At 57.4% G+C, this 25,656-nt stretch carries 27 protein-coding genes; 11 read left to right on the top strand and 16 right to left on the bottom strand.

The annotated features are described in order from the left end of the window. The first annotated feature begins 72 nt into the window (after nt 1–72). Complete coding sequence (alaS, locus tag EO133_RS01420) at nt 73–2,736, top strand: alanine--tRNA ligase (protein ID WP_127070877.1); 2,664 nt, start codon at nt 73–75, stop codon at nt 2,734–2,736. Between the two features lie 157 nt (nt 2,737–2,893). Here the strand turns inward: alaS and EO133_RS01425 are convergent, their stop codons facing one another. Then, on the bottom strand, nt 2,894–3,994 hold the full coding sequence (locus EO133_RS01425) for an OmpP1/FadL family transporter (protein ID WP_127070879.1): 1,101 nt from the start codon (nt 3,992–3,994) through the stop codon (nt 2,894–2,896). 251 nt (nt 3,995–4,245) lie between these two features. Continuing rightward, a complete protein-coding gene (locus EO133_RS01430) occupies nt 4,246–5,457 on the bottom strand; it encodes an NADP-dependent isocitrate dehydrogenase (protein ID WP_127070881.1) in 1,212 nt (403 codons plus the stop codon). 151 nt (nt 5,458–5,608) lie between these two features. Here EO133_RS01430 and EO133_RS01435 point away from each other — a divergent pair, with 151 nt between their 5' ends. Together EO133_RS01435 and fabF are read left to right on the top strand one after the other, a co-directional pair. Further along, nucleotides 5,609–6,052, top strand: coding sequence for a MarR family winged helix-turn-helix transcriptional regulator (locus tag EO133_RS01435; RefSeq protein ID WP_244640726.1), 444 nt, complete (start codon nt 5,609–5,611; stop codon nt 6,050–6,052). 51 nt (nt 6,053–6,103) lie between these two features. Then, on the top strand, nt 6,104–7,384 hold the full coding sequence (gene fabF, locus EO133_RS01440; RefSeq protein ID WP_371870915.1) for a beta-ketoacyl-ACP synthase II: 1,281 nt from the start codon (nt 6,104–6,106) through the stop codon (nt 7,382–7,384). A gap of 43 nt (nt 7,385–7,427) precedes the next feature. Here fabF and EO133_RS01445 read toward each other — a convergent pair whose 3' ends face one another. The 5 genes from EO133_RS01445 to EO133_RS01465 all read right to left on the bottom strand — a co-directional run bounded on the left by EO133_RS01445 (nt 7,428) and on the right by EO133_RS01465 (nt 10,563). Further along, on the bottom strand, nt 7,428–8,549 hold the full coding sequence (locus tag EO133_RS01445; protein ID WP_127070884.1) for a baeRF11 domain-containing protein: 1,122 nt from the start codon (nt 8,547–8,549) through the stop codon (nt 7,428–7,430). A gap of 140 nt (nt 8,550–8,689) precedes the next feature. After that, complete coding sequence (locus tag EO133_RS01450) at nt 8,690–9,115, bottom strand: GFA family protein (RefSeq protein ID WP_127070886.1); 426 nt, start codon at nt 9,113–9,115, stop codon at nt 8,690–8,692. Nucleotides 9,116–9,161: 46 nt separating this feature from the next. Then, a complete protein-coding gene (locus EO133_RS01455; RefSeq protein WP_127070888.1) occupies nt 9,162–9,497 on the bottom strand; it encodes a TfoX/Sxy family protein in 336 nt (111 codons plus the stop codon). Then, nucleotides 9,494–9,868: a ribbon-helix-helix domain-containing protein gene (locus EO133_RS01460; RefSeq protein WP_127070890.1), complete on the bottom strand. Its 375-nt coding sequence runs from the start codon at nt 9,866–9,868 to the stop codon at nt 9,494–9,496. Before EO133_RS01460 ends, EO133_RS01455 begins: the two co-directional genes overlap by 4 nt. Nucleotides 9,869–9,954: 86 nt before the next feature. Next, nucleotides 9,955–10,563, bottom strand: coding sequence for a DJ-1/PfpI family protein (locus EO133_RS01465; RefSeq protein WP_127070892.1), 609 nt, complete (start codon nt 10,561–10,563; stop codon nt 9,955–9,957). 155 nt (nt 10,564–10,718) lie between these two features. Between EO133_RS01465 and EO133_RS01470 the strand changes: the two genes are divergently transcribed. The 5 genes from EO133_RS01470 (at nt 10,719) to EO133_RS01490 (ending at nt 14,831) form a co-directional block, all read left to right on the top strand. Further along, a complete protein-coding gene (locus tag EO133_RS01470; protein WP_127070894.1) occupies nt 10,719–11,513 on the top strand; it encodes an RNA methyltransferase in 795 nt (264 codons plus the stop codon). Nucleotides 11,514–11,614: 101 nt separating this feature from the next. Then, complete coding sequence (locus EO133_RS01475; protein ID WP_127070896.1) at nt 11,615–12,538, top strand: DMT family transporter; 924 nt, start codon at nt 11,615–11,617, stop codon at nt 12,536–12,538. A 209-nt stretch (nt 12,539–12,747) separates the two neighbouring features. Next, entirely contained in the window at nt 12,748–13,365 is a 618-nt protein-coding gene (rpsD, locus tag EO133_RS01480) for a 30S ribosomal protein S4 (protein ID WP_127070897.1), read from the top strand. A 211-nt stretch (nt 13,366–13,576) separates the two neighbouring features. After that, nucleotides 13,577–13,987, top strand: a complete 411-nt coding sequence (locus tag EO133_RS01485; protein WP_206513447.1) for a hypothetical protein — start codon at nt 13,577–13,579, stop codon at nt 13,985–13,987. Between the two features lie 16 nt (nt 13,988–14,003). Further along, entirely contained in the window at nt 14,004–14,831 is an 828-nt protein-coding gene (locus EO133_RS01490; RefSeq protein ID WP_244640710.1) for a glutathione S-transferase, read from the top strand. Here the strand turns inward: EO133_RS01490 and sbmA are convergent, their stop codons facing one another. Beyond that, nucleotides 14,832–16,073, bottom strand: a complete 1,242-nt coding sequence (gene sbmA / locus EO133_RS01495; protein ID WP_127070899.1) for a peptide antibiotic transporter SbmA — start codon at nt 16,071–16,073, stop codon at nt 14,832–14,834. Nucleotides 16,074–16,508: 435 nt separating this feature from the next. Here sbmA and ttcA point away from each other — a divergent pair, with 435 nt between their 5' ends. Then, on the top strand, nt 16,509–17,375 hold the full coding sequence (ttcA, locus tag EO133_RS01500) for a tRNA 2-thiocytidine(32) synthetase TtcA (protein WP_127070901.1): 867 nt from the start codon (nt 16,509–16,511) through the stop codon (nt 17,373–17,375). Beyond that, entirely contained in the window at nt 17,372–18,184 is an 813-nt protein-coding gene (locus EO133_RS01505) for an inositol monophosphatase family protein (RefSeq protein WP_127070903.1), read from the top strand. The genes ttcA and EO133_RS01505 overlap by 4 nt, the downstream gene beginning before the upstream one ends. Here the strand turns inward: EO133_RS01505 and EO133_RS01510 are convergent. From EO133_RS01510 to EO133_RS01535, 6 genes are all read right to left on the bottom strand, one after another. Next, nucleotides 18,181–19,404, bottom strand: a complete 1,224-nt coding sequence (locus tag EO133_RS01510) for a multidrug effflux MFS transporter (protein ID WP_164734839.1) — start codon at nt 19,402–19,404, stop codon at nt 18,181–18,183. The genes EO133_RS01505 and EO133_RS01510 overlap by 4 nt on opposite strands. 142 nt (nt 19,405–19,546) lie before the next feature. Continuing rightward, on the bottom strand, nt 19,547–20,770 hold the full coding sequence (locus tag EO133_RS01515) for an MFS transporter (RefSeq protein ID WP_127070907.1): 1,224 nt from the start codon (nt 20,768–20,770) through the stop codon (nt 19,547–19,549). A 73-nt stretch (nt 20,771–20,843) separates the two neighbouring features. Then, complete coding sequence (locus EO133_RS01520) at nt 20,844–21,866, bottom strand: alpha/beta hydrolase (protein WP_127070909.1); 1,023 nt, start codon at nt 21,864–21,866, stop codon at nt 20,844–20,846. A gap of 133 nt (nt 21,867–21,999) precedes the next feature. Continuing rightward, entirely contained in the window at nt 22,000–22,335 is a 336-nt protein-coding gene (gene grxD, locus EO133_RS01525; RefSeq protein ID WP_127070911.1) for a Grx4 family monothiol glutaredoxin, read from the bottom strand. 106 nt (nt 22,336–22,441) lie between these two features. Next, nucleotides 22,442–23,683, bottom strand: coding sequence for an arsenite efflux MFS transporter ArsK (arsK, locus tag EO133_RS01530; protein ID WP_164734836.1), 1,242 nt, complete (start codon nt 23,681–23,683; stop codon nt 22,442–22,444). Between the two features lie 71 nt (nt 23,684–23,754). Continuing rightward, on the bottom strand, nt 23,755–24,093 hold the full coding sequence (locus EO133_RS01535) for an ArsR/SmtB family transcription factor (protein WP_127070960.1): 339 nt from the start codon (nt 24,091–24,093) through the stop codon (nt 23,755–23,757). 158 nt (nt 24,094–24,251) lie between these two features. Here EO133_RS01535 and EO133_RS01540 point away from each other — a divergent pair, with 158 nt between their 5' ends. Next, nucleotides 24,252–25,004, top strand: coding sequence for a TVP38/TMEM64 family protein (locus EO133_RS01540; RefSeq protein WP_127070912.1), 753 nt, complete (start codon nt 24,252–24,254; stop codon nt 25,002–25,004). Here the strand turns inward: EO133_RS01540 and EO133_RS01545 are convergent. Together EO133_RS01545 and EO133_RS01550 are read right to left on the bottom strand one after the other, a co-directional pair. Next, entirely contained in the window at nt 24,979–25,383 is a 405-nt protein-coding gene (locus tag EO133_RS01545; protein WP_127070913.1) for a DUF6665 family protein, read from the bottom strand. The two genes, EO133_RS01540 and EO133_RS01545, sit on opposite strands and share 26 nt — an antisense overlap. A 17-nt stretch (nt 25,384–25,400) precedes the next feature. After that, complete coding sequence (locus EO133_RS01550; RefSeq protein ID WP_127070914.1) at nt 25,401–25,634, bottom strand: BolA family protein; 234 nt, start codon at nt 25,632–25,634, stop codon at nt 25,401–25,403. Between the last annotated feature and the right edge of the window lie 22 nt (nt 25,635–25,656).

Consider the following 25,656-nt stretch of genomic DNA (forward strand, 5'->3'; position numbering starts at 1 on the left):
GGGCAAGATAGAAGGCATTTCCGGTAGTCTTTGAGCGCAACCGCCGCTCGTGAATGTTTCCAGGTTCGATATATGACAAGCGTAAACGATATTCGTTCGACCTTTCTTGAATACTTTACGAAACACGGCCACGAGCAAGTGGCGTCGAGCCCGCTGGTTCCACGCAACGATCCGACATTGATGTTCACCAATGCGGGAATGGTCCAGTTCAAGAATGTCTTTACCGGCTTGGAAAAGCGTCCCTACAGCCGCGCAACGACCTCGCAGAAATGCGTGCGCGCCGGGGGCAAGCACAACGATCTCGATAATGTCGGCTTTACCGCCCGGCATCTGACGTTTTTCGAGATGCTCGGCAATTTTTCTTTCGGCGATTACTTCAAGGAAAACGCGATCGAATTGGCCTGGAACCTGGTCACCAAGGAGTTCGGTCTGCCCAAGGACAAGCTGCTGGTCACCGTTTATCACACCGATGATGAAGCAGCCGATTACTGGAAAAAGATTGCCGGCTTTGCCGACGACAAGATCATCCGTATCCCGACATCGGACAATTTCTGGAGCATGGGCGATACCGGACCTTGCGGACCCTGCTCGGAAATTTTCATCGATCGCGGCGAGCATGTCTGGGGTGGTCCTCCGGGCACGCCGGAAGAAGATGGTGATCGGTTCCTTGAGTTCTGGAACCTGGTTTTCATGCAGTATGAGCAGACCGCCGATGGCGAGCAGGAACCGCTGCCGCGCCCTTCGATCGATACGGGCATGGGCCTTGAGCGCATGGCCTCGATTATGCAGGGCGTCGATAGCGTTTTTGAAACCGACATGTTCCGGCATGTGATCGATGCTGCTGCGTCTGCTGTCGGCCGGGCGCCGACGTCTGAGACAGTTGCCTCCTATCGGGTGATCGCCGACCACTTACGCTCGATGGCATTTCTGATTGCCGAAGGTGTTCTGCCGGCCAACGAAGGGCGTGGATACGTGCTGCGGCGCATCATGCGCCGGGCCATGCGCCATGCGACATTGCTCGGGACCAATGCACCGACCATTTTCAAGCTCGTGCCGTCGCTGGTGCGCGAGATGGGGCAGGCCTATCCTGAACTGGTGCAGGGCGAGGCGATGATCGGTGAAACGATCCGCCTTGAGGAAGAGCGCTTTCTCAAAACGCTCAGCCGCGGCTTGCAGATTCTCGAAGAAGAGACAGCAGAATTGGGCAAGGGTGACGTTCTTGCTGGTGAGACCGCGTTCAAGCTTTATGACACCTACGGTTTTCCTTTGGATTTGACCCAGGATGCTCTGCGTCTGCGTGAGATCGGTGTCGATCAGGCAGGGTTTGACGCAGCGATGGCCAAGCAGAAGGCAGAAGCGCGCAAGAACTGGTCGGGCTCTGGCGACGCAGCAACGAGCGCGGTTTGGTTTGCCGTTGCCGATAAAGCCGGTGCGACTGAATTTCTTGGCTATGAAAGCGAGGAAAGTGATGGGGCTGTGGTTGCGCTGGTGCGTGATGGCGCCGAGGTTGGGAAGCTGACCGCTGGCGAGGAAGGCTTTGTGGTTTTAAACCAGTCGCCATTTTATGCCGAAAGCGGCGGGCAGATCGGCGACATGGGCATCATGATTGGCGATGGTATCGAGGTCGAGGTGCTTGATGTCACAAAGCAGGCCGGTGGCGTTTTTGCCCATAAGGTGAAGGTGAGCAAGGGCGCGCTTGAGGTCGGCACTCCCCTTACACTGAAGGTCGATCACGGACGTCGCACCGCGATCCGTGCCAATCACTCGGCCACACATCTGTTGCATGAGGCGCTCTGTGAGGTTCTCGGCAGCCATGTTGCGCAAAAGGGGTCGATGGTCGGTCCCGACCGGTTGCGGTTCGATTTTTCGCACACCAAGCCTTTGAGCGACGCTGAAATTGCCGAAGTCGAGCGCATGGCCAATGCCATTGTGCTGCAAAATAGCCCGGTTGAGACACGGCTGATGGCAGTCGATGACGCCGTTGCCGCCGGTGCCATGGCGCTGTTTGGCGAAAAATACGGTGATGAAGTGCGTGTGGTCTCCATGGGAACGGCGCTTGAAGGCGAGAAGGCCGGAAAAACCTATTCTATGGAGTTGTGTGGCGGTACGCATGTGAGGCGCACCGGAGAGATCGGCCTCGTGACGATCGTTCAGGAAAGCTCTGTTGCATCTGGTGTGCGCCGCGTCGAAGCACTGACCGCCGATGGCGCGCGGGCTTATCTTGCCGATCAGGATGCACAATTGCGCGCTGTGGCCGCAGCGCTCAAGGTTGCGCCGCGTGACGCCGTATCGCGTGTCGAAGCGTTGATCGATGAACGGCGTCAGCTTGAGCGGCAGGTTTCTGACTTGCGGCAAAAACTCGCCATGGGTGGCAGCGCTTCGAGCAATGGGGATGCCAGCGAAACAATCAGTGGCGTGCCTTTTCTCGGTCGAGTGGTCGAAGGGCTGCAGCCCAAGGACCTGCGCGGACTTGTCGATCAGGGCAAAAAGCAGCTCGGGTCCGGTATTGTGGTCATCGTGGGTGCAACCGAAGATGGCAAGGCAGGTATCGCCGTAGGCGTCAGTTCCGATTTGACGGAAAAATATAGCGCGGTCGATCTCGTGCGCACCGGCTCTGCCGCCTTGGGCGGGCAGGGCGGCGGCGGGCGTCCCGACATGGCGCAAGCCGGTGGGCCGGATGGGAGCAAGGCTGCCGATGCGGTTGCGGCAATCAAGGCGCAACTGGCCGGCCTCTAGAGCGTGTTCAGAGTAAGTGGATACCACTTATTCGGCTCGGAAGCGCGACTAACAATAACTTGGAGGCGTGCCTTTGCTGGACACGCTCTGACAATAGAAAAGGGGATCGATCCAATGGACCAATCCCCTTTTTGCATCACACTATATGGCACTTGCGTCAGAACGTGCCCTTGAAGCCGCCGCTGATGGCCATAACGGTGCCGTTGCCCCAGCTTTCTCCATCGAGATTTGAGCCAGAGCCTATCGTGCTGAGCGAAATTCCGCCGTTGAATTGAACGCCTTCTGCCGCGTCATAGGCTGCGCCAAGCGTTACACCCCAGCGATCGGTTTGCGATCCTGTTTCCAGAACACTGCCGGAAACAGGCGTCGATGTACCCCGGTCCCAGGTTACGCGACCCAAAACCGTCAGATCCGGCGTAAGCTGGTGTCCGACGCCACCCGAAACGACCCAGCCATCGCGATACTGGAAGTTGGACGACAGAGTGCCGCCGGCTGTCGCCACGTCAAGCGAGTCCAAGATAGACCAATTCACCCATTTGACGGAGGCCAATGCCAGCCAACCCGGAGCAATACCTGTCTGGCCTTTGATTTCAAAGGTCTGCGGCGTGGTAGCGTCGGCAGAAGCTGGCGCACCAAAGGCTGTACCTTCGAGTTCATAGTCAATCGCGGCGTTATAGATTGCACTGACCCGCATCGCATATTCAGGAATTTCATAGGCAACGCCAGCGCGCCAGCCGACGCCCCAGCCGTCAATCGAGAGCGGGGCGGTAGTGGTCAGACTGGTCGGGATGTCCGCATTGTATTTGAGGTATTGCGCTGAAACGCCACCAATAACGCTGGCGATGCCGGGACCGACCTCAATGCCGTAAGCGCAGGTCAGGCCCAGATCAAGAGAACGTAGTTCTTCGGTTGCTGACTTACCCATTAAGGCAGCATACGCAACATCCCGCTCCGTGCCGGACCCCCAAGGGTTCATCGCGGATGCAAGGCAGGACGTGTTTTCCATTAGGTCGGCTTTGAAGCCAACATTGAAATAGATGCGATCAATGGAATTGGCGACTTCCGAGCCACCGAAGTTGATGCCCTGATCGATATGTACAAAGCTGACCACGGCGCGGGTCGCGTATGTATCAGGATCGAAAAGTAAATCCCAGTCATATCCATTGGCTTCAAGCCCGCCAGCATTGGCGGTGCCTGCGCTCAATGCGCTGATTACAAGGGCGGTGAACGCACTTGCCCGGTGCAGTTTGAAACTCATTTAGCTCTCCTCCGGCTACGTATTGAGTAGTCCGTCCCTTTAACCCCGCGCGCCTGATAACCTATCGTTAAGGATGATTGATTGACGCTTGCGTTAAGATTGATCCGATTTGGACAGGAGGTCAATCGCGGCAGCAATGTGGCGGGCATAAATCCACGAGAATACGTATCATTGTGTGAAAAAGAGCACACGAAAAAGCCGCCCCCGAGGGAGCGGCTCTCTTTTTGCCGGCCTTTTCAGGCGGCCTGGCGTTATGCCATGGCCTTTTGCAGGTTGGCATCGACCGCGTCGAGGAAGCCCATTGTGGTCAGCCAAGGTTGATCGGGGCCAACCAGAAGCGCCAGATCCTTGGTCATCTGGCCGCCTTCGATAGTGTCGACAACAACCTTTTCCAATGTCGCTGCAAACTTGGCCAGTTCAGCGTTGTCATCGAGCTTTGCGCGATGGGCAAGACCGCGTGTCCATGCAAAGATTGAGGCCGTGGAATTGGTTGAGGTTTCCTTGCCCTGCTGGTGTTGGCGGTAGTGACGGGTCACGGTACCATGAGCAGCTTCCGCTTCCACTGTCTTTCCATCCGGTGTCATCAGCACGGAGGTCATCAGGCCCAATGAGCCAAAACCTTGCGCAACGATGTCGGACTGCACGTCACCATCATAGTTTTTGCAGGCCCAGACATAGCCGCCCGACCACTTAAGGGCTGCTGCAACCATGTCGTCGATCAGCCGGTGCTCGTACCAAATCTTTGCTGCCTCGTACTTTTCCTTGAATTCGGCCTGGAAAACTTCCTCAAAGATGTCCTTGAAGCGCCCATCATAGACCTTCAGAATGGTGTTCTTGGTCGAAAGATAGCAGGGCACGCCACGCTGAAGCGCGTAGTTGAGCGATGCGCGTGCGAAATCCCGGATGGAGTCATCGAGGTTGTACATGGCCATGGCCACGCCCGATGACGGCGCATCGAACACTTCATGTTCGATTTCCTGTCCATCATCACCCACGAACTTGATGGTCAGTTTGCCTTTGCCGGGAAATTTGAAGTCGGTCGCGCGGTACTGATCGCCGAAGGCATGACGCCCGACGATAATCGGCTGGGTCCAGCCGGGAACAAGGCGTGGTACATTTTTGCAAATGATGGGCTCGCGGAAAATAACGCCGCCAAGGATGTTGCGGATGGTGCCGTTGGGCGACCGCCACATCTTCTTGAGGCCGAATTCTTCAACGCGGGCTTCATCCGGCGTGATGGTGGCGCATTTGACGCCGACGCCGTGCTTCTTGATTGCGTTGGCCGAGTCGATTGTCACCTGATCGTCGGTCGCATCCCGGTTTTCAACCGAGAGGTCGTAATATTCGAGATCGATATCGAGATAGGGGTGGATCAGTTTATCCTTGATCGCCTGCCAGATGATGCGGGTCATCTCATCGCCGTCGAGTTCGACGACCGGATTGGCGACTTTAATCTTGCTCATGAATCACTCCTCGGCGCGCAATTAAATATCCGGCTCTGAGCGAGCCGGAAGGAAAGGCTGGCGCCCCTATAGCATTGGTGGGGCAAAGCGCAAAGGTCTTCGAGGGAGAATGGAGGTGTGCTGTGCGGCGAGGGCAGATGACTTGACAGCCGTGTATATGCACGGCATAGATTTGCGCGTGACCGACGAATTCAAAGACTGCCTGGTTCTCAATACGCGCATGGCGGCGCGCGCGATTACGCGCCGCTATGATCGGGCATTGCGTCCTTACGGGGTAACGGCGGCGCAGTTTTCGATTCTGGCGACGATTGCGCGCAAGCCTGGGCATTCGATAACGGAAATGGCCAAAGGGTTGGCCATGGACCGCACCACGCTCTCGCGCAATCTCGATTTGCTCGCGGCCAAGAAACTGATCGTTTTGAACGATGGTCCGACCGGGAACAGCAAATTGTGCTCGACCACGCAGATGGGGGCTAAACTGCTTGAAACCCTCATGCCCGAATGGCGAAAGGCGCAGGCGGAACTGCGTAAGTTGCTGGCCGAACAACCGCTTGAGGATTTCCTAGCCAGTTTGAAGCGCCTGTCGGCGCTTTGAGCGGGCCTCTATTTGCCTTTCGTCGTGTAAATACACTACAGGAGTTTTTAAGTGCTGAAATCAGATGGAAGTGATCCGGTTGTCGTCACCGGCATGGGGGCGGTTAGTCCGCTTGGGGTCGGTGCCGACATCAATTGGGAGCGGCTGCTGGCGGGCAAAAGCGGCATCGTGCCAAATGACCGGTTCGATGTGAGCGCCTATGGCTCGCAGATTGCCGGGCTGGTGCCGCCCAAATCGCGGGATGAAAACGGATTCGATCCAACCGATTTCATCGACCCGAAGGACATCAAAAAGATGGACCTATTCATCCAGTACGGTCTTGGCGCGGCGCACGAAGCGCTCGAACAGGCAGGTTGGACGCCTCAGAGCGATAAAGACCGGGCGGCGACGGCGACAATTATCGCATCGGGCGTGGGTGGTTCTCCAATCATGGCGCAGACCGCGCAGACAATTGCCGAGAAGGGACCCAGACGACTCTCACCATTTACCGTGCCAGCTTTTCTCGCCAACCTGGCAGCGGGATGGATCTCGATCCGCTATGGGTTCACCGGGCCTATCGGAACACCGGTGACTGCTTGTGCCGCGTCGGCTCAAGCGATAGGTGACGGGCTGCGGTTGATCCTGACGGGAGAGGCCGATGTGGCTGTAGTGGGCGGCGCGGAGGGATCGGTCGATCCGATTTCGATTGGCGGTTTCGCCGCGGCCAGGGCACTCTGCACCAGCTTCAACGATAAACCCAAATCCGCCTCGCGGCCCTTCGATGCGGCACGGGCAGGGTTCGTTTTGTCCGAAGGGGCAGCGGTTCTGGTGATTGAAAAATTGAGCCACGCGAGGGCGCGGGGAGCTACGCCGCTGGCGATCGTTTCGGGGTATGGCACTTCAGCCGATGCCTATCATCTCACGGCAGGGCATCCCGAGGGCCTGGGGGCGCAGGTGGCAATGCGCAATGCGCTCAGGATGGCGGATATTTCCCCGGAAGAGGTGGATTACATCAACGCGCATAGCACCTCGACTGAGGTGGGCGATGCGGCAGAAATCGCGGCCATTTCCGGTGTGTTCGGCGCGCGGGGCAAAAGCCTTGCCATATCCTCGACCAAATCGTCGACCGGGCACCTGCTCGGTGCGGCTGGAGCGATAGAGGCAGCGTTTTCGGTCATGGCACTACGCGATCAGATTACGCCCGCAACGCTCAATCTGGAAAATCCCGATCCTGATGCAGACAGGTTCGACCTTGTGCCGAAAACGCCGAAGAAAAAGGCGTTGCGGCATGTGCTGTCTAATTCCTTCGGCTTTGGCGGGGTCAATGCGTCGCTGGTGTTCAGCCGGGTGTAACATGTACCGGTTGGGCACTGGATGCCCAACCGGTAGGCTCTGATCAGAGTGCGTAGCGCAGCACTGCGGCGAGCGACTTGCCGCCAGGAATATCGCTTTTGCGGGCACCTAGGACGCGCGCGCCATTGTTGAGCGCCCGTCCCATGATCTCATCGACAACGCCATAGTTGGCAGCGGTTTCTTCCTTGTCGAAGCTGACAGCGCCGGTTTCTTCGTCCACGGCACCATGTACCACTTCATCGATGTCAACAACGAGCGTATCGATTGCGCCGAACGTGGCTGCCTTTGCAGCGTCGGAAATGTCGGAGATCGCGCGGCCTTCGTTGGAGCGCTGCTTGAAGAGCTTGGCAAACTCGGCCAGTTCGGCTTCGTAGCTCTTGTCGAGAACCGGAATGGCAGCCTGCGCGATTTCACCCTCGGTCGAGCGATCATTGGTGCTCGTGATGGTGTCGGGCAGCAGATGCGAATAGGTGCAGACCGAACGAAAAATCGATGCCATCGGGTCTGTTGCAGCAATGATCAGCGGGGTTTCGCGGCCCGAAAGAACAGGACGCAATGCAGTATCGACCATGCGTGCAAACTGGGTCAGGCGGACCTTCTGGCCCTCCGATCCTGTGATCCTGCGCTTTGCGGAACGGTCATTGAGTGTCGAGCGTCCTAGTGCGCTGGCCGCGTCACTGGGCAAATCGGGTACGCGGATAATCTGCGGGGGGAGATCGGAGAATGTTTCGATCAGGCGAACGTTGTTTTCCGAGAGTGCCAAAACGAAGGCGCTGTGGGGGAAGGTGATGGCGCGCAAAAGCGGCTTGAGATGAAAGCGATCCGAAACTTCGATATTGGCTTCCAGTTTGTTGGCCAGGCGATATGTGCGCACCGAATCCGGTGTGGCGAACACGGCAAGCGAATTGGCCTGAACGCGCCAGAACTCATCGTCTTCGAGCAGATCGTCCAGCGCCTCGCCAAGTGTCGCAAGTCTGCGCTTATCGAAGCCTTTGGCTTGGAGTTGCTCTATGCCTTCCTTGACCAGATTGCCCAACTTGATGCGTGCCTTTTCGATTTCGGACGTGACCGGGGTTGTGGGCACATAGATCGAAACGCAGGCGTCGGCGCGTTTTGCGTTAAGGGCCTTGAAATCGGGCAGGGTGGGAGTATCGACATAAAGCATGGATTTTCCTCATTTTTTAATTTTTCGTGTCGGGGTCGCCTATGGAGATAGGCCCCCGCTCAGGGTTTACAACCAGTCCGCGACAATAAGGTTGCGGCAGTCCTTCTAACGCCCGATTTCGGGCAGCAAGATGATCTTGATCAATCCTTTGGCCGGTAGGTCTGGTGTCGGGCAATAGCTTCGGGCAAATGATCCCAATCGAGATGGCTGCGCGCGAAGATGAGTTGGTTGGGCGTAAACCAGTCGGGATTGTCGAAAACGCCTGTAGCGATCAGAACGATTTCGGGCGCGCGGCTCGTCCGGGCAAAAAGCGGCGTGCCGCAGCGGGGGCAGAAATGGCGTGTGATTGTTGCGCCGGAATTGGCCGTGCGGGCGAAGCCTTTCGTCTCCCCGGATATAGCAACGGATTTTTCCTGCATTATAGTGATCGTCGAATGCGCCGTTCCGCTCGCCTTGCGGCAATCAAGGCAAGCGCAGAGCAGCATCGATAGCACCGGGCCCCTGGCCGAAAGGGTGACGGTACCACAGGCGCATGAGGCGGATTCGTCGATAAGTGTTTTTTCCATGATGAGAAGCTGTCACGCGGCGCGCGCCGATGCAATCGCGATCAGCCTATTTCGCAGGAAGTGCTGAGGCGAAGGCGTAGGATATGTCCAGCCATTCGGCAAGGTTTTCGTCGTCTTCCAGCACATCGCCATCCACGATGACAAAGCCCGACATTTTGCGGCCTTGCATGTCCATCTCGTGGCACCCAGGGCGGAGGAGAGCAGCGGCCATGCCGTCCTTGCCGACGCGGGCGAGCAGGGTGCCTTCTTTCATCACGCCCGCCACCATGTTGCCGCGAGCCATGAAGCAGATGCCGCCGAACATCTTCTTTTCGACGGTGGGCGTTTTAAGCGATAGATAGTCGCGGACACGGCCTGCCAGTTCTTCGAGTGCCTGGTTCATGCAGAGAGACGCGCTATGCTGGCTGTTCTGCGGTTGCGCTCGCGCGAGAGAATCGTATCAGCATCCAGCGACCGGATCGGGATATTGCTGTCGAGCGGTATCTCGCCTTCGAGCTGCAATGCGAGGTAGCGTCCGCAACACACGCGCAGGAACGAGGCGAAGTTATCGACGTTGTGCCCTTCTTCCAAGGCTTCGCTATAGAGCCGCGTCATGAGTTGGGCGAGGGACAGGCCGTCGCGTTTGCCTATTTCCTCGAGCGCGCTCCAGAAGAAGTTTTCCAGCCTGACGCTGGTTGATACACCGTCTATGCGCATGGACCGGGTCTGGACATCCCAGAGCTCGGGATCGGCGCCGATGAACAATCTGCACATGGTCTTTCTCCCTTTCGTCCAGTATGCCTCCATACCGGCGGTGTGAGAAGCGCGATTTCTTTGATCGCGCTCCTCTAGAGCCGGGTTCAGGCTGCCGCAGATGCCTGACTGGCCCCATGTGAAATGCGCGTGCCGAGAACCGTCAGGAACTGCCCGATCCATGCCGGATGCGCAGGCCAGGCTGGCGCCGTCACGAGGTTGCCGTCAGTCACGGCCGCATCGATTGCGATATCCGCGTATGTTCCGCCAGCAAGTTCGACTTCCGGGCGGCAGGCCGGATAGGCCGAACAGGTGCGACCCTCAAGAACGCGTGCGGCGGCGAGTATCTGCGCGCCATGGCAGACGGCAGCTACGGGCTTGTCGGCGTCGAAAAAGTGTTTGACCATCGCGATAACCTTGGGGTCGAGCCGCAGATATTCAGGCGCGCGACCGCCGGGGATAACCAGTGCGTCATAGGCTGATGCATCGATAGCGTCGAAGGTTGCGTTGAGCGCGAAGTTATGCCCGCGCTTTTCGCTGTAGGTCTGGTCGCCTTCAAAGTCGTGGATCGAGGTGGCGATCGTGTCGCCAGCCTTTTTGCCGGGGCAGACGGCACTGACCTCATGCCCGACTGCGAGCAGGGCCTGGAACGGCACCATCGTTTCGTAGTCCTCGCCGAAATCGCCGCAAAGCATAAGAATTTTCTTGCCAGACATGCCTTCCTCCTCTGATGTCGTGGAGAACAATTGTCGCACGATGCGGCGCGGGGCTGGTGTTAATCGGATACTACATCGCGCGGCGGGCTTGATCGTTTTGGCGTTGCCGCGTAATCCCGGCGCGCACTGTCTTTAAAGCGCCCAAAGGAATTCCGATGGCCGGAACCGATACGTCAAAAGAGTTTGTCTTTCGCCCCAGCCCGGCGATCATTCTCGTCGAGCCACAGCTAGGCGAAAATATCGGCACGGCGGCGCGGGCCATGGCCAATTTCGGGCTTTGGGATATGCGGCTGGTCGCGCCGCGCGATGGCTGGCCCAACCCCAAGGCGGTTGCCGCGGCGGCCAAGGCCGATCACGTGATCGATCGCGTTCAGGTTTTTGACACGCTGGCCGAGGCGATTGCCGATCTGACGCTGGTTTACGCGACGACCGCGCGCAGCCGGGAAATGTTCAAACCGGTAATCGGGCCTGATGTGGCTGCCGACACTATGACCGCACATATCGGCGCAGGGCATAAGGCGGGCATATTATTCGGGCGCGAGCGCTGGGGTCTCAATAATGAGGAGGTCTCGCTTGCCAATGCCATTGTGACGCTGCCTGTCGAGCCTGCCTTTGCCTCGCTCAATATTGCGCAAGCGGTGCTGGTGCTCGCCTATGAATGGCGGCGCGCGGCGCTGAGCGGAGAACCTCTGCCGTTCGATGAGGACAAGGGTGTGCCCGCAACCGGAGAGGAGATGGTGGGGCTGGTCGAACAACTCGGCGATGCGCTTGATCGCAGCAATTTCTTCAAATCGCCAGGCAAGCGGCCGGGCATGATGAACAACATCCGGTCGATGTTTACCCGCGCCGGTTTCAACCAGCAGGAGGTGCGGACGCTTCGCGGCATCATCGCTTCGCTGGACCGGCGGCATGAGAGGCCAAATCCCTTTCGGGTGAAGAAGGGGGAATGAGCGAGGGGGATTGTAGGTGATTTGCAGTGCGTATCCCGCCCCCAATTGAGCCGCACCCGCTCGCGTGCTAGGGCTAACGTTTCAGTTTGCAAGTGAATCCTATGCCTGCCTCATCCGCGTCTCCAGCCATCAGGACCCATGCCCCTGAAAGTGGTATTGCCTTGATGGTGTTGGCCATGTTGCTCGTCCCGATTGGCGACACGCTGAGCAAGCTTCTAACCGACATCATGGGGCCTCTGGAAATCGGGTTCTGGCGATTTTTGCTGCAGGGCGGTATTTTGACAGTCGCCGTTCTCGTGATGCGCAAGAAGCTGACCGGAGCGCCGATCTGGCTTCTGATCGTGGGCGGGGTATCCTCGGCCACGACGCTTGCGGCGTTGATCGGAGCGTTTGCGGTGATGCCGATTGCAACGGCGATTGCGATCTTTTTCGTCGAACCGCTTATCCTTACGGTTCTGGCCGGACTGATCCTGCGTGAACCGACGGGCTGGCGGCGCTATATTGCGGTGGCTGTCGGTCTTATCGGAGCCATTATCGTTATCCGCCCAAGCTGGTCCATTTTCGGATGGGCGAGCCTGCTGCCCCTGCTGGCCGCGTTCGCCTTTGCGATCAATGCAATCACCATGCGCCAGCTTTCAAAGCATCTCGATTCCCTTGCGATCCAGTTCTGGTTTGCGATTATTGCGGCGATATTTCTTGGTGTGATGCAGTTGTCGCTCGGTGATCTCGATCTTTTCAGTTTCACCAACGGACTGGATCTTTCCGGCCCGTGGTTCATGCTGTTTTGCATGGGGCTTTTGTCCGGGCTGACGTTTTTCCTGATTACCGAAGCCTTCCGCCGCACGCCCGCGACAACCCTGGCGCCGTTCCAGTATCTTGAGATCGTGGGGGCGACGGCATTGGGCTATATCGTCTTTGGCGACTTCCCCGACTTCTGGACATGGGTGGGTACGGCGATCATTCTGGCGTCGGGGCTTTATGTGTTTGATCGCGAGCGCCGGGCAAAAAAGCACGGCCTGGCTTGACTTTCGGGCATTCGGGCAATAACTAGCAGCCATCCTGATCGGTCGTTTAAGATTGGTTGGGCGCACCCGAGACCGTCGGTTTGCCGTACCGGTTGGGCCAAAGGCTTGAACCGGTTTCGTTTTTTCGCACGGTCTGTCAGCTTGCAGAAGCGATTTTGCAATGCAGAGGAGGGCGCAGTCTTTAAAATTCTGATGAAAAAGGACATGCGATGTCAAAGCGTCATACGCAAAAGCACAAGATCGACCGTCGCCTCGGCGAAAATATCTGGGGCCGCCCCAAGAGCCCGCTCAATGCACGTGCCTATGGTCCGGGCCAGCACGGCCAGCGCCGCAAGGGCAAGCTCTCGGATTTCGGCATTCAGCTCCGCGCAAAGCAGAAGCTGAAGGGCTATTACGGTTCGATCACCGAAAAGGCATTCAAGCGCGTTTATGCTGAGGCTGCCCGCCGCCGCGGTGATACCGGTGAAAACCTCATCGGCATTCTGGAAAGCCGTCTGGACGCGATCGTTTACCGCGCCAAGTTCGTGCCGACCGTTTTCGCAGCGCGTCAGTTCGTCAACCACGGCCACGTTATGGTCAATGGCAAGCGCGTTAATATTCCGTCCTACAACTGCAAGCCGGGCGACGTTGTTTCCATCCGCGAGCGCTCCAAGCAGCTCACAATCGTGCTGGAGGCCGTTCAGCTCGCAGAGCGTGACGTGCCCGATTACATCGACGCCGATCACTCCAAGATGACCGCGACCTATGTGCGCGTTCCGGCCCTGGGCGATGTACCTTACCCGGTCCAGATGGAGCCGAACCTGGTCGTGGAATTTTATTCGCGCTAAGCGAAATTCTAAAAGTTTTCCAGAAAAGGCCGTCTGTTCGCAGGCGGCCTTTTTCTTGCGCGAATGCTTGGCTGCCGGGGGGCATTTAAGCCTATTCCCAGGTCTAAAAGTTAAGGATAGAATGTAGAGCAATAAAAATACTGCATGGTGCAATGCAGAATGGACGGCTATTCGGTTTGTTTTTGTTTTTCAGAATGGACGGAGAATAACCATGAAGCGTCTATTTATTGCTGGTCTTTCAGCTATTACAATTTTACCGCTTGCTGCAAATGCCACAGACGACATCTCCAGTCTGCCGTTGGTCAGTGAGGTCGCTCCTGGCGCGATCCAGATCAGTCCGCATGTCCCGCATATGGGTGAGCACTGGGCCGTGCCGGCCAATCTTCCGGGCGGTCCAATCTATTGCGTGATTGAAGGGAGGGTCGTTTGCGTCGAATATATGTTCGATCAGGCCGATCTGGCGGAGGGTATGAGCTGGACGCGGCTGGATACCGGTATCGAAACGCCGCCGATAACGCATATCGATGTTGAATTCATGCCAGATGGAATCGAGCCGCATCCGGTGCCGCTTTATCAATTGCATATCTATTTTGCGGATCGAGCGGTTCTCGAGGGGCATTAAGCCCGGAAGCTGTTGAATGCGGATGTCGAGGGTTTCCAGACCGATAATTTATCACATTCCTATCTGCCCCTTTTCCCAGCGTATTGAGATATTACTGGCGTTAAAAGGGGCAGAGGAGCAGGTCGATTTCTTCGTGGTCGATGTGACGGTCCCGCGGCCCGATTGGCTGTTGCGGCTTTCGCGCGGGCGCACGTCCATGCCATTGGCCGTCATGCCGGATGGGCGCGTGATCTCGGAAAGCCTTGATATCCTTGAATGGTTTGATTTTGAAATTGGAGAAGGCCCTATCGCCCGGCGAGATGCAGCCGAGTTGGCTCTCATCGCTCTGGCGGAAGGTTTTACCGATGCCGGTTATGCGCTCATCCTGAATCAGGATTGGAGCAAGCGCAGCGATCTCGTGACCGCGTTGCTGGACCGGTACGCGGAACTCGATGACGTGCTCAACGCCTGTAGTCCAGTCGGACCGTTTCTTGGGCAGCGGTTCGGATTTGTAGAAGCTGTATTCGCACCGATCTTCCAGCGCTTCGCCTTTCTCGAATATTACGAGAATTTCGCGTTGCCGGCGACTTCACGATACAGTCGGGTGGCGCGCTGGCAAGATGCCTGCAAGGCCTATCCAATGGCGCAGCAGGTCACACGCGAAGAGATCGTCAAACTCTATTACGACTATTCAAAAGGTGCTCCCAACGGCGCTTTGCCGCCGGGGCGATGTCGCTCCAGCTTTTCGTTCCTACCCCATTGGTCGGAACGGCCATGGCCGCCGCGTGAGAAATATAGCTATGCGGCGACCGATGCAGTTCTTGGGCTCGTATGCACCGATATCGAACCCGTGGCACGATTCTGATTATTGCGGCACGACCGCAATATCGGCGTCGGGCGCTTCGAGATCGCGAGGGATTTGACTCTCGAAAGCGCGAAGCCGCTTGTAGACCGAAATTAACTCGATAATCGTGGTCCAGGAATTGGCCAGGTACTGGAAGGAGTTTTCCACCCGGTCGAAAGCGTTGGCGACCTGCTGATAAATGCCCAGCGTGATGGCGCCGGTAACGATCGAGGGGCCGAGCGCGACCAGCGGTACGAAGTTCGAGCCTTGCAGATAGGTGAAGCGGGCCACGTTAAAATAGAGATAGTGCAAGTAAAGCCGGAAATAATTGCGTTGCACGGCAGCGAAGAATTCGCGGAATGAAACCGGGTCGGCGCGATCAGCATCGTCTTCACCATAAACCAGTTCCTTGCGCAAAGCGGCCTCAACCTTCTGGTTCTCAAATTCGAGGCCTGGCAGCTTGATGCCGACAACGGCGAGAAGCACCGTGCCGAACGATGCCGAGAGCAATGCAACGAAAACGAGGCCGCCATCGACTTGCCCGATCAAAGGAATTTCCGCGATCTGCTGGGAGAGCGAATAGAGCAGGGGCAGGAACACCGCCAGCGTGATCATTGAGCCCACGAAAGTCGTGCCGAGCGAGCGGACGATCTGGGCAAAGCGCATGGTGTCTTCCTGAATGCGCTGGGCAGCCCCTTCGATATGGCGCAGATTCGGCCAGAAATGCATGTAGTAAAAGCTCATGGCGCGGCGCCAGCGGAACACGAAATGGGCGTTGACGAAGGCCAGTAGTACGGCCACTGCTATGTTGGGGATAAGGACGATCAGAACGGTGAACATTTCACCATAGAATTCTTCGATTGTGAAATTGCCCGGAGCGGTCAGCGCTTCCTGTACGAGATTGAAAAACCGGCCATACCAATCGTTGAGCCAGGCAGATACCTGGACCTGGAAATAGATCGTCAGCAGGATCGAGACGGCGATTACGACAGACCACCAATACCAGCGGTTGCGCTTGAAGAAATACCACGGCACGCAGAAGCCGTAGCCAACCATAAGCACGTATTGGTAGAGCCATACACGGTCGGCATTAAAGAATGGATCCGGATCGAGTTCTGTTGGTTGAACAGCAAGGATGGCCCCCAAACTGAGTATTGTCTGCAACTGCCCTCCTGCAAGATGCCAGATGAGCATGAACAGGACGACCCAAAGTACGGCCGATGAAAAATATAGCCTTGGCTCGGGAAAAAACGATCGAAACACTTGGCACCCCTCGTTGCTGCGCCGGTGCGGCCCCATGCGCCGCGATGGTTCATTTATGTACTGTCATAAATGATACGCAATAGAGATGAGCGCAGATTGCGGCGGCTTTGCGCGAGCTTTTGTCAACAATCCCGTGTTTGACGCTGAGCCATAACAAATTTGATCAAAATTGCCTGCGCTCACTTCAGCATGACGCAATGGATGGCTGCTAAGTATGAGGTGTGTGCAAAGGGGTGCTCCACCGGCAGATGGTGTGCCCGCTGACAAAATGCAGCCATTTCATCTCTGCGTCACCCAAAGGATGGCGGTGCCACTGCCCCCAAGCTGGCACTTCCATCCAGCGGGGCTTTTCTCATCAGCTTTGAGCCTGTATCAAGGCGCGCATATTCGCAGCCTTCTTCCATCGATTTTCAGGCTGTGCGCGGAGAAACGACCATGAGCACAGCCGAACCACTTGCGCTTGCCGACGACGACAGCAATTGCCATCCGATGTTCCGCAACGCGCCTTCGGGTGTAGAGTTCAACAAACTGCGCAAGAGGCTGATCCGGCAAGTGCGCGAAACCTTGGATTCGTACGGAATGGTGCGGCCGGGTGCAAAATGGCTGGTCGCCCTTTCGGGGGGCAAGGACAGCTATGGCCTTCTGGCCATTCTGCTCGATTTGAAATGGCGTGGGCTATTGCCGGTTGATTTGCTGGCCTGCAATCTCGATCAGGGCCAGCCTAATTTCCCCAAGCACATTCTGCCTGAATTTCTTGAGGCCAACGGCGTTGCGCATCGGATTGAATATCAAGACACATATTCGATCGTGACAGACAAACTGCCGCAAGGCAGCACCTATTGCTCGCTTTGCTCGCGGCTGCGGCGCGGACATCTTTACCGGATCGCCAGAGAGGAAGGGTGCTCGGCGCTGGTGCTTGGCCATCATCGGGAAGACATTCTCGAAACGTTTTTCATGAACCTGTTTCATGGCGGCAAGCTGGCGGCCATGCCGCCCAAACTGCTTAACGATGAGGGGGACATGGAAGTTCTGCGCCCCTTGGCGCTATGCGCCGAGGCGGACCTGGAGCGGTTCGCGCAGGCGATGGATTTCCCAATCATCCCATGCGATTTATGCGGGTCGCAGGATGGTCTGCAACGCAATGCCATGAAGGCCATGCTCGATGATTTCGAGCGCAAGATGCCAGGGCGCAAGGATGTAATGATCCGCGCCATGGGCAATATCAATCCTAGTCATATGCTTGACACACGCTTGTTCGATTTTGCCTCTCTTATGGCCAAGACTCCCGGTGATTCCCTATGAATATCGATCGACTTGCTGCGATTTTGCGTGACGCAGCGAAAGCTGAGATCCTTCCGCGCTTCCGCCAACTTGAAGCCGGTTCGGTTGAAACCAAATCCCATGCGTTCGATCTTGTGACCCAGGCCGATCAGCAGGCCGAAATCGCCATCACAAAGGCGATAAATGAAGCCTCCCCGCATATGGTTGTCATCGGGGAAGAAGCGGTCGCGGCCAATCCTGCCTTGTTGTCGCAATCTCTCGGCGATGAGACAGTGATTTTTATCGATCCCGTGGACGGAACATGGAATTTTGCCGCCGGGCTGCCGCTTTTTGCGGTGATGGCCTCGGTGGTGCAGCGCGGCGAGACGGTTGCCGGTGTGATTTACGATCCGCTGGGCGACGACTTTCTTATGACGGAGAAGGGTTGTGGCGCCTGGCATGTTTTTGCGGACGGCCATCGCGTGCGCCAGAAGTTTGCTGAACCGGCTCCCCTGGATGCCATGGGGGGCGTGGCGTCGGCATCGTATTTGCCAGATGAAACCCGTCGCGAAGTCATGGGCAATCTGGCCAAGGTACAGATGTTTGCCAGCTATCGTTGTGCGGGCCATGAGTACCGGTTGGGGGCAGGGGGCAACCTGCATTTCATGATGTACAACAAACTGATGCCCTGGGATCATCTGGCAGGCGCCCTGATGATGGAAGAGGCCGGCGCCCATGTCGCGCGGTTCGACGGCTCGAAATACGAGCCGCACCATCGCGATGGTGGATTGCTGATCGCGCCGGATGCCGAAAGCTGGCAGATCGTCCGGCGCGAGGTGTTTACCGTTTAGTGCGCCTCGACAACCGCCTCGTCCTGATACTCCTCTCCGACGCCGAACAGTTTGCCGTTTTCAGCGATCAGGATGAAGATCAACGCCACTATGCCAAGGATAAAATAACCTGCGGCGATGGGAATAACGGTGCCGTTGAAAAACTGGCCGATAATCGTGCCCAGCAGCGCTCCGCCGACTGTCTGAATCAGGCCGAAAACCGATGATGCCGTGCCGGCAACCGCTCCAAGCGGTTCCATGGCCAGAGAGTTGATATTGGCCATCGACCAGCCGAACATGAACATGATGATCGAGAGCAGGCCGAAAAACAGCCAAAGCGGCATGAAACCTGTAAGCGCGATGGCAAGCCAGATTCCGCTTACGATCGTGAAGACGATCATCGCGCCGTGGCTGAGGCGGCGCATTCCCACTTTACGGACAATGCGTGAGTTGGTGAAGGACGATATGGCCATCAGGCCCGCCATGGCCGCGAAGGCCACGGGGAAGTACGCACCGAGCCCGTAGATATCGACATAGATCTGCTGAGCCGTGCTGATGAATCCAAACAATGCACCGAAGATGAACATGGCGGAAAGACCATAATTGAAGGCCATGCGGTTGGTTACAACCAACCGGAAGCCTTCAACGATGACGCCAAGGCGCAGCGCGCGGCGGTTTTCCGGCGCGAGGGTTTCGGGCAGGCGGATGAAGGCCCAAAGCGAAATCGCAAAGCCAAGCATGGCCATGAAGATGAAGATATATTCCCATGGTCCCGTCAGCAGCAGAATCTGGCCGATTGCCGGGGCGATGACGGGAATGATCATGAAGACCATGAACACAAGCGACATGACTTCGGCCATGGCCCGGCCGCCGAACTTGTCGCGCACAAGTGAGGTTGCGATAACGCGGGTAGCCGCGGCTCCCATGCCCTGGATAAAGCGCAGCACCAAAAGCGTGGCGAATGTCGGCGAAAATGCTGCCGCGAAAGCGGCGATCACATAGATCGCAAGGCCGGCCATAAGCGGTGCTCTGCGACCAAATCTGTCAGAGAGCGGGCCGAAGACGATCTGGGCGAAGCCAAAGCCCAGCATATAGGATGTAAGAACGAAGTGCCTGTCGTTCTCGTTGATGACATTGAGTGCCTCGCCCATATAGGGCAGCGCGGGCAGCATGACGTCAATCGCCAATGCGTTGAGCGCCATCAATCCGGCGATCAAGGCGATGAATTCAGGCCGGGACACGTCCCGGTTGCTGCTGGATATGGTGGTCATTGGGAAACTCGCGAAAATGAAAAGGCGCGGTTCGGGCCGCGCTTCTTCGTAAAACTTGAACCCATTGGACGGCTTTGACAACCCCAAAACCGTCAAACACGGAGGCAGGTTGTCAGGTTGCCGCTGCTATAAATGCGGGGGCCTTGTTCTCCCTTATCGGTAGGTGAATTGCTGCGGAAAACAGGCCAATCAGGATGCCCAGATACCAAACAAGGTCGTATGAGCCGGTCATGTCGAAGGCCAGACCGCCAAGCCAGACGCCGAAAAACGATCCGATCTGGTGGGAAAGGAAGGCCACGCCATAAAGCATCCCCATATAGCGCGGGCCGAAGAACAGGCTGACAAGGCCTGCGGTCAGCGGCACCGTAGCGAGCCAAAGCAGGCCTAGTGTCGCCGCATAGATATAGGCACTGACCTCGGTAATCGGTAGCAGCAGGAACGCGGCTGTGCCGATCGCGCGCAGGAAATAGATGACAGCGAGCAGGATCTGCTTTGGCAATCTGTCACCGAGCCATCCGGCAAGCAGAGAACCGGCCACATTGAACAAGCCGATCAGCCCCAGCGCCCAGGAGCTGGCTTCCGGAGTCAGGCCGCACTGGATCAGGAAGGCCGGGAAGTGGACCGTGATAAAGGCGAGGTGAAAGCCGCAGACGAAAAATCCGATAATCAGCAGGCGATAGGAATTGTGGCCCAACGCTTTTGCCAGCGCCTGCATGAAGGGCATGTCGGCGTCGCCGGGCGCGCTGTTGGTCCGGCCCCGCAGGGACGCAGAGAGTGGCACGACCATCAGGATAATGAGCGCGAGATAGACCAGTGCCATCTGCCAGCCGAAATTGGAAATGAAGGCCTGACCAAGCGGCGCGAACACGAACTGGCCCATGGATGAGGCAGCGGTGGCAATACCAAAGACGAAGGAGCGCTTTTCCGGCGGCACGGCGCGGCCGAAGGCGGCCATGACGACGCCGAAGGATGCGGTGCCGATACCAATCCCCATCAGAACGCCACCGGTAACGATGAAAAGCTCAACCGTTGGGCTGAAAGCTGCGAGCAGCAGGCCGATGGCGTAGATAACTGCGCCAATGGCAAGGGTGCGTCCGGTGCCAAATTTGTCGGCAAAGCCTCCTGCAAAGGGCTGTGTGATGCCCCAGACGAGGTTTTGCACGGCCAGCGCCATTGCATACCCTTCCCGCGACCAGCCCAGATCGGCGGTCATGGGCAACATGAACAGCCCGGCGGTCGAGCGTGTGCCAAACGTCACGAGTGCTATAAAACATCCGGCAGCAATGATGAGGGGGAGCGGTATGGGCAGCGGTGCCCGCGCGGTCGTTGTCGTCATGGAAGGAGACTCGTCTTATCGGCAGATAACGATATACGCGGCCAGCGAAATCCCGAAACGAAAAAAAGCGATGCTATCCATCACCAGAACTGATGATTGCCGATGGCGCGGGAGACACGCGCCGCCCGAGAAAATCCAGAATGCGGTCAAGCGCATCCTGTCCTGCGTCAATATCGAGGTTGAACTGATATTCGTGTTGCAGCGGCGGCTCGTGATCGATTGGGAAGAACAACGCTTCGACCGGAACGCCCTGTGCTGTGAGGCGTTCGGCCATACGGACCGATTGCGGCGTGAGCGGGTCGGCATTGCCCCCGGTAATAAAAGTGGCCGGGAAATCGGGTGTTACGAAATTGGCGACAGAGGCGGTCCTGACTTCAGGATCGTTCATGAAATCGCGCGTGCCGGTATAGGCCCATAATACGGTACGCAAGAACCAGCCAAACTGGCCATCCAGATCGACTCCGCCCAGGTCGTAGGCTCCGCAAAACAGCAGGATGGCTGCCAATCGGTGCGACGCAATCGACGGTTCTACCCCCACCATTTCACCATATGAGGGATCGGTGATGATGGCGGCCGCCTGCGCGGCGAGCTGTGCGCCTGCGGAATCGCCAGCCAATACGATAGTATTCGGGTCGATATTGAGCGCAGGGGCATTGTCAACGAGGTAGGCGAGTGCGTCCATGACCTGTTGCGTTTGCGTGGGATACACGGCCTTAGGCGCAACCGTATAATCGATGCCGACTGCGGTATAGCCGTGGCTTGCCAGAATGCGGAGGTAGTTGGCTACCCCTTCCTTGCTGCCAGCCACCCAGGCCCCGCCATGTACCCAGACAATGGTCGGCAGCGGGGTTTGTGTCCCTTCGGGATAAAAGACATCGAAGACTTCATAGGGACTTTCGCCATAGGCCAGATTGTGCTGGCCTGTGATGCCGGGCGGAACATGCGCCTGGAGCGCTGACATCGCAGTTTCATCGCCTTGGGCGAAGATATAGCGAATGGCCAGAACCGATGGCACCGGGCTGACTTGAAACGCCACATATATGCCGGTGGCCAGAACGCCAAGGACGAGAAAAGTCCCGAGAATAAAGCGCTTCATGGTTCTGCCGCCCCCGGTTTCGCCCTGCCGTCATTGCCTCTGACATTACAGGTTTTCGGGAGCCAATCATATGAAAAAGCCCGCAACGCGCCATTGCATTGCGGGCTTCAGAATTGACTGATGAGGGGATGGATCAGGCGCTTTGCTTGACCGCGATCCCGGCATTTTCCATATGGCTCTGGAGTTCGCCGGCCTGGAACATTTCACGCACGATGTCGCAACCACCGACAAATTCGCCCTTAACGTAGAGTTGGGGAATGGTCGGCCAATTGGAATAGGCCTTGATGCCTTCGCGCAGTTCGTCGGTTTCCAGCACGTTCGCACTGCCATACTCAACGCCGAGATAGTTCAAAATCTGGACGACCTGCCCGGAAAACCCGCATTGGGGGAAGTCCGGCGTGCCCTTCATGAACAGCATCACGTCGTTGGACTTGATCTGATCTTCGATGAACTGGTTGATGTCGCTCATAGTCGCTGGTTCCTTTCGTCCGCGAGAGGGCGGCGTGTAATCGGTCTTTGCCGATAGATAGGGGATGAATGCCGCCATGTCGAGGGTGCGGCCCTTCACCTTTGCATTAGGCGAAGGGACCGGATGGCGCGAGCCTTCTATTTTTCTGCGTCATGAAATGAACGGCGATAAAGGCGAGGCCTGCCGCGATGCCGGTGACGAGCAGGATAACAAGTGCGCCCTGAATCGAAATTCCAGCCATCAGAAGGGCGAAAATGAATGGGGCGAAGGCAGACGAAAACTGCCGGGCCGCGGTGAGCATGCCGACATGGTGGCCATAGGTTCCGCTGCCGAAAGCTTCAAGCGGCAAGGTTCCGCTGACAATCGAAATGAGGCCCGAGCCTAGCCCAAACAGAACAACGAACAGAACGATGCCGGCTATCGCTGGTGTTGTCGTCAGAAGTGTCGTCAGGCTCGCGATCAGCAGGAAGGCTGCAAGGATCGCCAGCACCGTCTGGGGCAATCTCCCGCCAAAGATCATGTTGATCAGCCGACTTGCGACTTGAGCCGGTCCAAACAGCGTTGCAGCGGCGACACCGGCAGCGCCAAGGCCCAGTGCGGTCAGCAGCGGCACCATATGCAGCAGGAGTGCGGAGAGCACAAAACCCTGAAGAGCGAAGCCGCCCATCATCACGAACAGCAGGGCCCTTGTTTTCCCTACCGAAGCGGGCGCGGGCACGTCCATAGGCGGATTTTCCGAAATAATCGCTGCGGCCGCCGACTTGCGCCTCTTGGCCAGCCGGGAAAGCCACGCATGAATTGGCAGGCATACCAAAAGATTGAGCGCGGCAAAGCCCAGATAGATTTCGCGCCATGTCAGGTGTTCATGCAGGGCCGCCGTCAACGGCCAGAACAGGGTCGATGCAAAACCCGCGATCAATGTAAGATGGGTGATCGAACGCTGCGCTCCGCTTTTGCCAATCTGCACGATGGCCACGAAAGCGGTGGCATAGAGCACAAAACAGGCCGCCAGCTCCATCGTGATAAGTGCAAGAACGAAGCTGTATCGCTCGGGGGCCAAAGCGCATATCGCCAGTGCAAGGGAAGCGGCGATCGAGCCAATGGTCATAACCTTGCCGGCGCCATGGCGATCTGCCAACCGCCCGGCATAGGGCGCTAAAAAGCTTCCCAAAGCCAAAGCCACGGAGAGGGCACCGAAAACCCATTCGGTCGCTATGCCGAACGTGTCGGCCATCGCTGGGGCGAGAATGGGAAAGCTGTAATAGAGAGTGCCATAGCCGACGATCTGTGTAATGGCCAGGCCGAGTACGGCCGATATGGGCACTTTATTTTCTGCGGACTGGAACACGAAGCGATGCCCTTTGCCAAGTTGTACGATTGTATTTCTATATTACCAGTATAATCGAACTATGACATGGGCTAGTCGCGAATGGGTGCCTTGTGCTGGTGCCCTGCAAACCGTTCGGGCTGGCTACCTTCGACGCAGCATTGGTCGGACAGGAAGTCGATAAGCGCTTGCATGGCGGGATACTGGGCGCGGCAGATCAGTGAGGTGGCTTGCCGTTCCTGGCCGATCAAGCCAGTTTCAACAAGCCGTTTGCAATGGTGCGAAAGCGTGGACGCTGGAATGCCGAGGCGCTCCTGAATCCGGCCCACGGGCATGCCTTCGGCTCCGGCGCGCACAAGCACGCGGTAGATGGTGAGACGCGTCGGATTTCCGAGAGCCTCAAGCTGCGAAGCGGCCTGTTCGAGATCCATGGCATGAATGTAAGCGGAAGCGAAAACTGCGGTCAATGCTATTTCTATAACACTCGAAATAGAGGGGCCTTGTGCCGCCAAACCACCCGTGCAAAGCTTACCGTCTGCAATGCGCTTTGAAAGATCAGCGGCGCGATGATCAAGGCCTGCCCCTAACGATGAGCGATGTTGACGGCCACGACTTGGCTGGACTTCTTAAATACGTTGTTTCCGTTGCCATATTCGCTGTGGTCGCGATCAGTGCCTATTATCTGATTGTGGGCCAGTTCAGCTTTTCCGCCTTCGCCCGCGAGTATGGTGAACTCAATGCCCGCATTGCCGAGCATCCCTGGCGGGCGGGTGCGGTGGGTATCGGAATATATACATCGCTGGTTGTGCTGCTGTTGCCGGGCGCACCTTTTTTCGCCATTGCGTTCGGGCTGGTCTATGGCTGGCTGTCGGCCTCGATTGTGGTCCTTATGGGGACCGGTATCGGTGTTGCCGCTCTTTATGGGGCGGTGATCTGGCTCTTGCCCGAGCATATTAGCGGGCGTGCGGGGACCGCGCTTGAGAAAATGGCCAAGGGCCTTGAGCGCAACACGATGATCTACCTTCTTTTTCTCCGTATGATGCCACCGGTGCCCTTCACGCTGCTCAATGTTGCCGCGCCTGCGCTCAAAGTGCCGTTCTGGATGCAGCAGGGCACGACGCTTGTAGGCATGGCGCCACGGATTGCCGTTTATGCTTTTGCGGGGGAAAGTCTCCGGGCGGTTATCGACCAGCGGATTGCGGCCTGCCAGGGTATTCCCGATTGCAGTCTCGACCTGTCGGTCGATGAATTTCTCACCGATGACATCGTGCTTGCTCTCGTATTGTTGGCTATTGTGTCGCTCGCACCGCTGATTATCAGGCGCTGGATGAGGGCGGGGTAGGTTTCTTCTCTGTGGCGCCCAGCCCATTGAGCACTTCGCGCGTGATGCCGAACGCGGAAATCACGTCCTGATGGCGCCTGAAGCCGATGAGTTCGCGCTGCACGAAGTAAGCCCAGACCGCTTTTCGCGCTTCAGCGAGTTCATCGGCCTTGTTATCCGGATCGGCGGCGCGCAGGGCATCCATGGTTTTGGCGACGCGCTGCTCAGCGGCGTTGAGCGAAGAGGCGCGCTCGCCCATGATCTCATGCTCGAGAACAGCATGACCGCCTTCCAGAGCGTTTCCAGAAAAAGTGGACCCCACTTTTTCGGTTCGGGAAGGCGATCTGCCTACCGAACGATTGACGGCCTTGATCAGATCGAGGCTGTCACGCAGGGACATCGCCGCTCGCCCTGGTGCTAATCCGGCACACTGGTCGTCAAGGCCAGTGCGTGCAACTCGCCACCCATATTGCCCTTGAGCGCAGCATAGACGAGCTGATGCTGCTGGACCCGCGATTTGCCGCGAAATTCTTCGGAAACAACGGTTGCGGCGTAGTGATCGCCGTCCCCGGCCAGATCGCGGATGTCAACCTTGGCATCGGGTAGGGCCTGTTTGATAAGGCTCTCGATTTCGGCTGCATCCATTGGCATGTGAGGCTCCAGATTTGGTTGG

The sequence above is a fragment of the Pelagibacterium lentulum genome, assembly GCF_003992625.1.
Lineage (GTDB): Bacteria > Pseudomonadota > Alphaproteobacteria > Rhizobiales > Devosiaceae > Pelagibacterium > Pelagibacterium lentulum.

Excerpts from the sequence above, each read along its gene's own strand:
- alaS (WP_127070877.1), top strand. The coding sequence starts at position 73 with ATGACAAGCGTAAACGATATTCGTTCGACCTTTCTTGAATACTTTACG.
- EO133_RS01425 (WP_127070879.1), bottom strand. The coding sequence starts at position 3,994 with ATGAGTTTCAAACTGCACCGGGCAAGTGCGTTCACCGCCCTTGTAATC.
- EO133_RS01430 (WP_127070881.1), bottom strand. The coding sequence starts at position 5,457 with ATGAGCAAGATTAAAGTCGCCAATCCGGTCGTCGAACTCGACGGCGAT.
- EO133_RS01445 (WP_127070884.1), bottom strand. The coding sequence starts at position 8,549 with ATGCTTTATGTCGATACTCCCACCCTGCCCGATTTCAAGGCCCTTAAC.
- EO133_RS01450 (WP_127070886.1), bottom strand. The coding sequence starts at position 9,115 with ATGGAAAAAACACTTATCGACGAATCCGCCTCATGCGCCTGTGGTACC.
- EO133_RS01455 (WP_127070888.1), bottom strand. The coding sequence starts at position 9,497 with ATGAACCAGGCACTCGAAGAACTGGCAGGCCGTGTCCGCGACTATCTA.
- EO133_RS01460 (WP_127070890.1), bottom strand. The coding sequence starts at position 9,868 with ATGTGCAGATTGTTCATCGGCGCCGATCCCGAGCTCTGGGATGTCCAG.
- EO133_RS01465 (WP_127070892.1), bottom strand. The coding sequence starts at position 10,563 with ATGTCTGGCAAGAAAATTCTTATGCTTTGCGGCGATTTCGGCGAGGAC.
- EO133_RS01470 (WP_127070894.1), top strand. The coding sequence starts at position 10,719 with ATGGCCGGAACCGATACGTCAAAAGAGTTTGTCTTTCGCCCCAGCCCG.
- EO133_RS01475 (WP_127070896.1), top strand. The coding sequence starts at position 11,615 with ATGCCTGCCTCATCCGCGTCTCCAGCCATCAGGACCCATGCCCCTGAA.
- rpsD (WP_127070897.1), top strand. The coding sequence starts at position 12,748 with ATGTCAAAGCGTCATACGCAAAAGCACAAGATCGACCGTCGCCTCGGC.
- EO133_RS01485 (WP_206513447.1), top strand. The coding sequence starts at position 13,577 with ATGAAGCGTCTATTTATTGCTGGTCTTTCAGCTATTACAATTTTACCG.
- EO133_RS01490 (WP_244640710.1), top strand. The coding sequence starts at position 14,004 with ATGCGGATGTCGAGGGTTTCCAGACCGATAATTTATCACATTCCTATC.
- ttcA (WP_127070901.1), top strand. The coding sequence starts at position 16,509 with ATGAGCACAGCCGAACCACTTGCGCTTGCCGACGACGACAGCAATTGC.
- EO133_RS01505 (WP_127070903.1), top strand. The coding sequence starts at position 17,372 with ATGAATATCGATCGACTTGCTGCGATTTTGCGTGACGCAGCGAAAGCT.
- EO133_RS01515 (WP_127070907.1), bottom strand. The coding sequence starts at position 20,770 with ATGACGACAACGACCGCGCGGGCACCGCTGCCCATACCGCTCCCCCTC.
- EO133_RS01520 (WP_127070909.1), bottom strand. The coding sequence starts at position 21,866 with ATGAAGCGCTTTATTCTCGGGACTTTTCTCGTCCTTGGCGTTCTGGCC.
- grxD (WP_127070911.1), bottom strand. The coding sequence starts at position 22,335 with ATGAGCGACATCAACCAGTTCATCGAAGATCAGATCAAGTCCAACGAC.
- EO133_RS01535 (WP_127070960.1), bottom strand. The coding sequence starts at position 24,093 with ATGGATCTCGAACAGGCCGCTTCGCAGCTTGAGGCTCTCGGAAATCCG.
- EO133_RS01540 (WP_127070912.1), top strand. The coding sequence starts at position 24,252 with ATGAGCGATGTTGACGGCCACGACTTGGCTGGACTTCTTAAATACGTT.
- EO133_RS01545 (WP_127070913.1), bottom strand. The coding sequence starts at position 25,383 with ATGTCCCTGCGTGACAGCCTCGATCTGATCAAGGCCGTCAATCGTTCG.
- EO133_RS01550 (WP_127070914.1), bottom strand. The coding sequence starts at position 25,634 with ATGCCAATGGATGCAGCCGAAATCGAGAGCCTTATCAAACAGGCCCTA.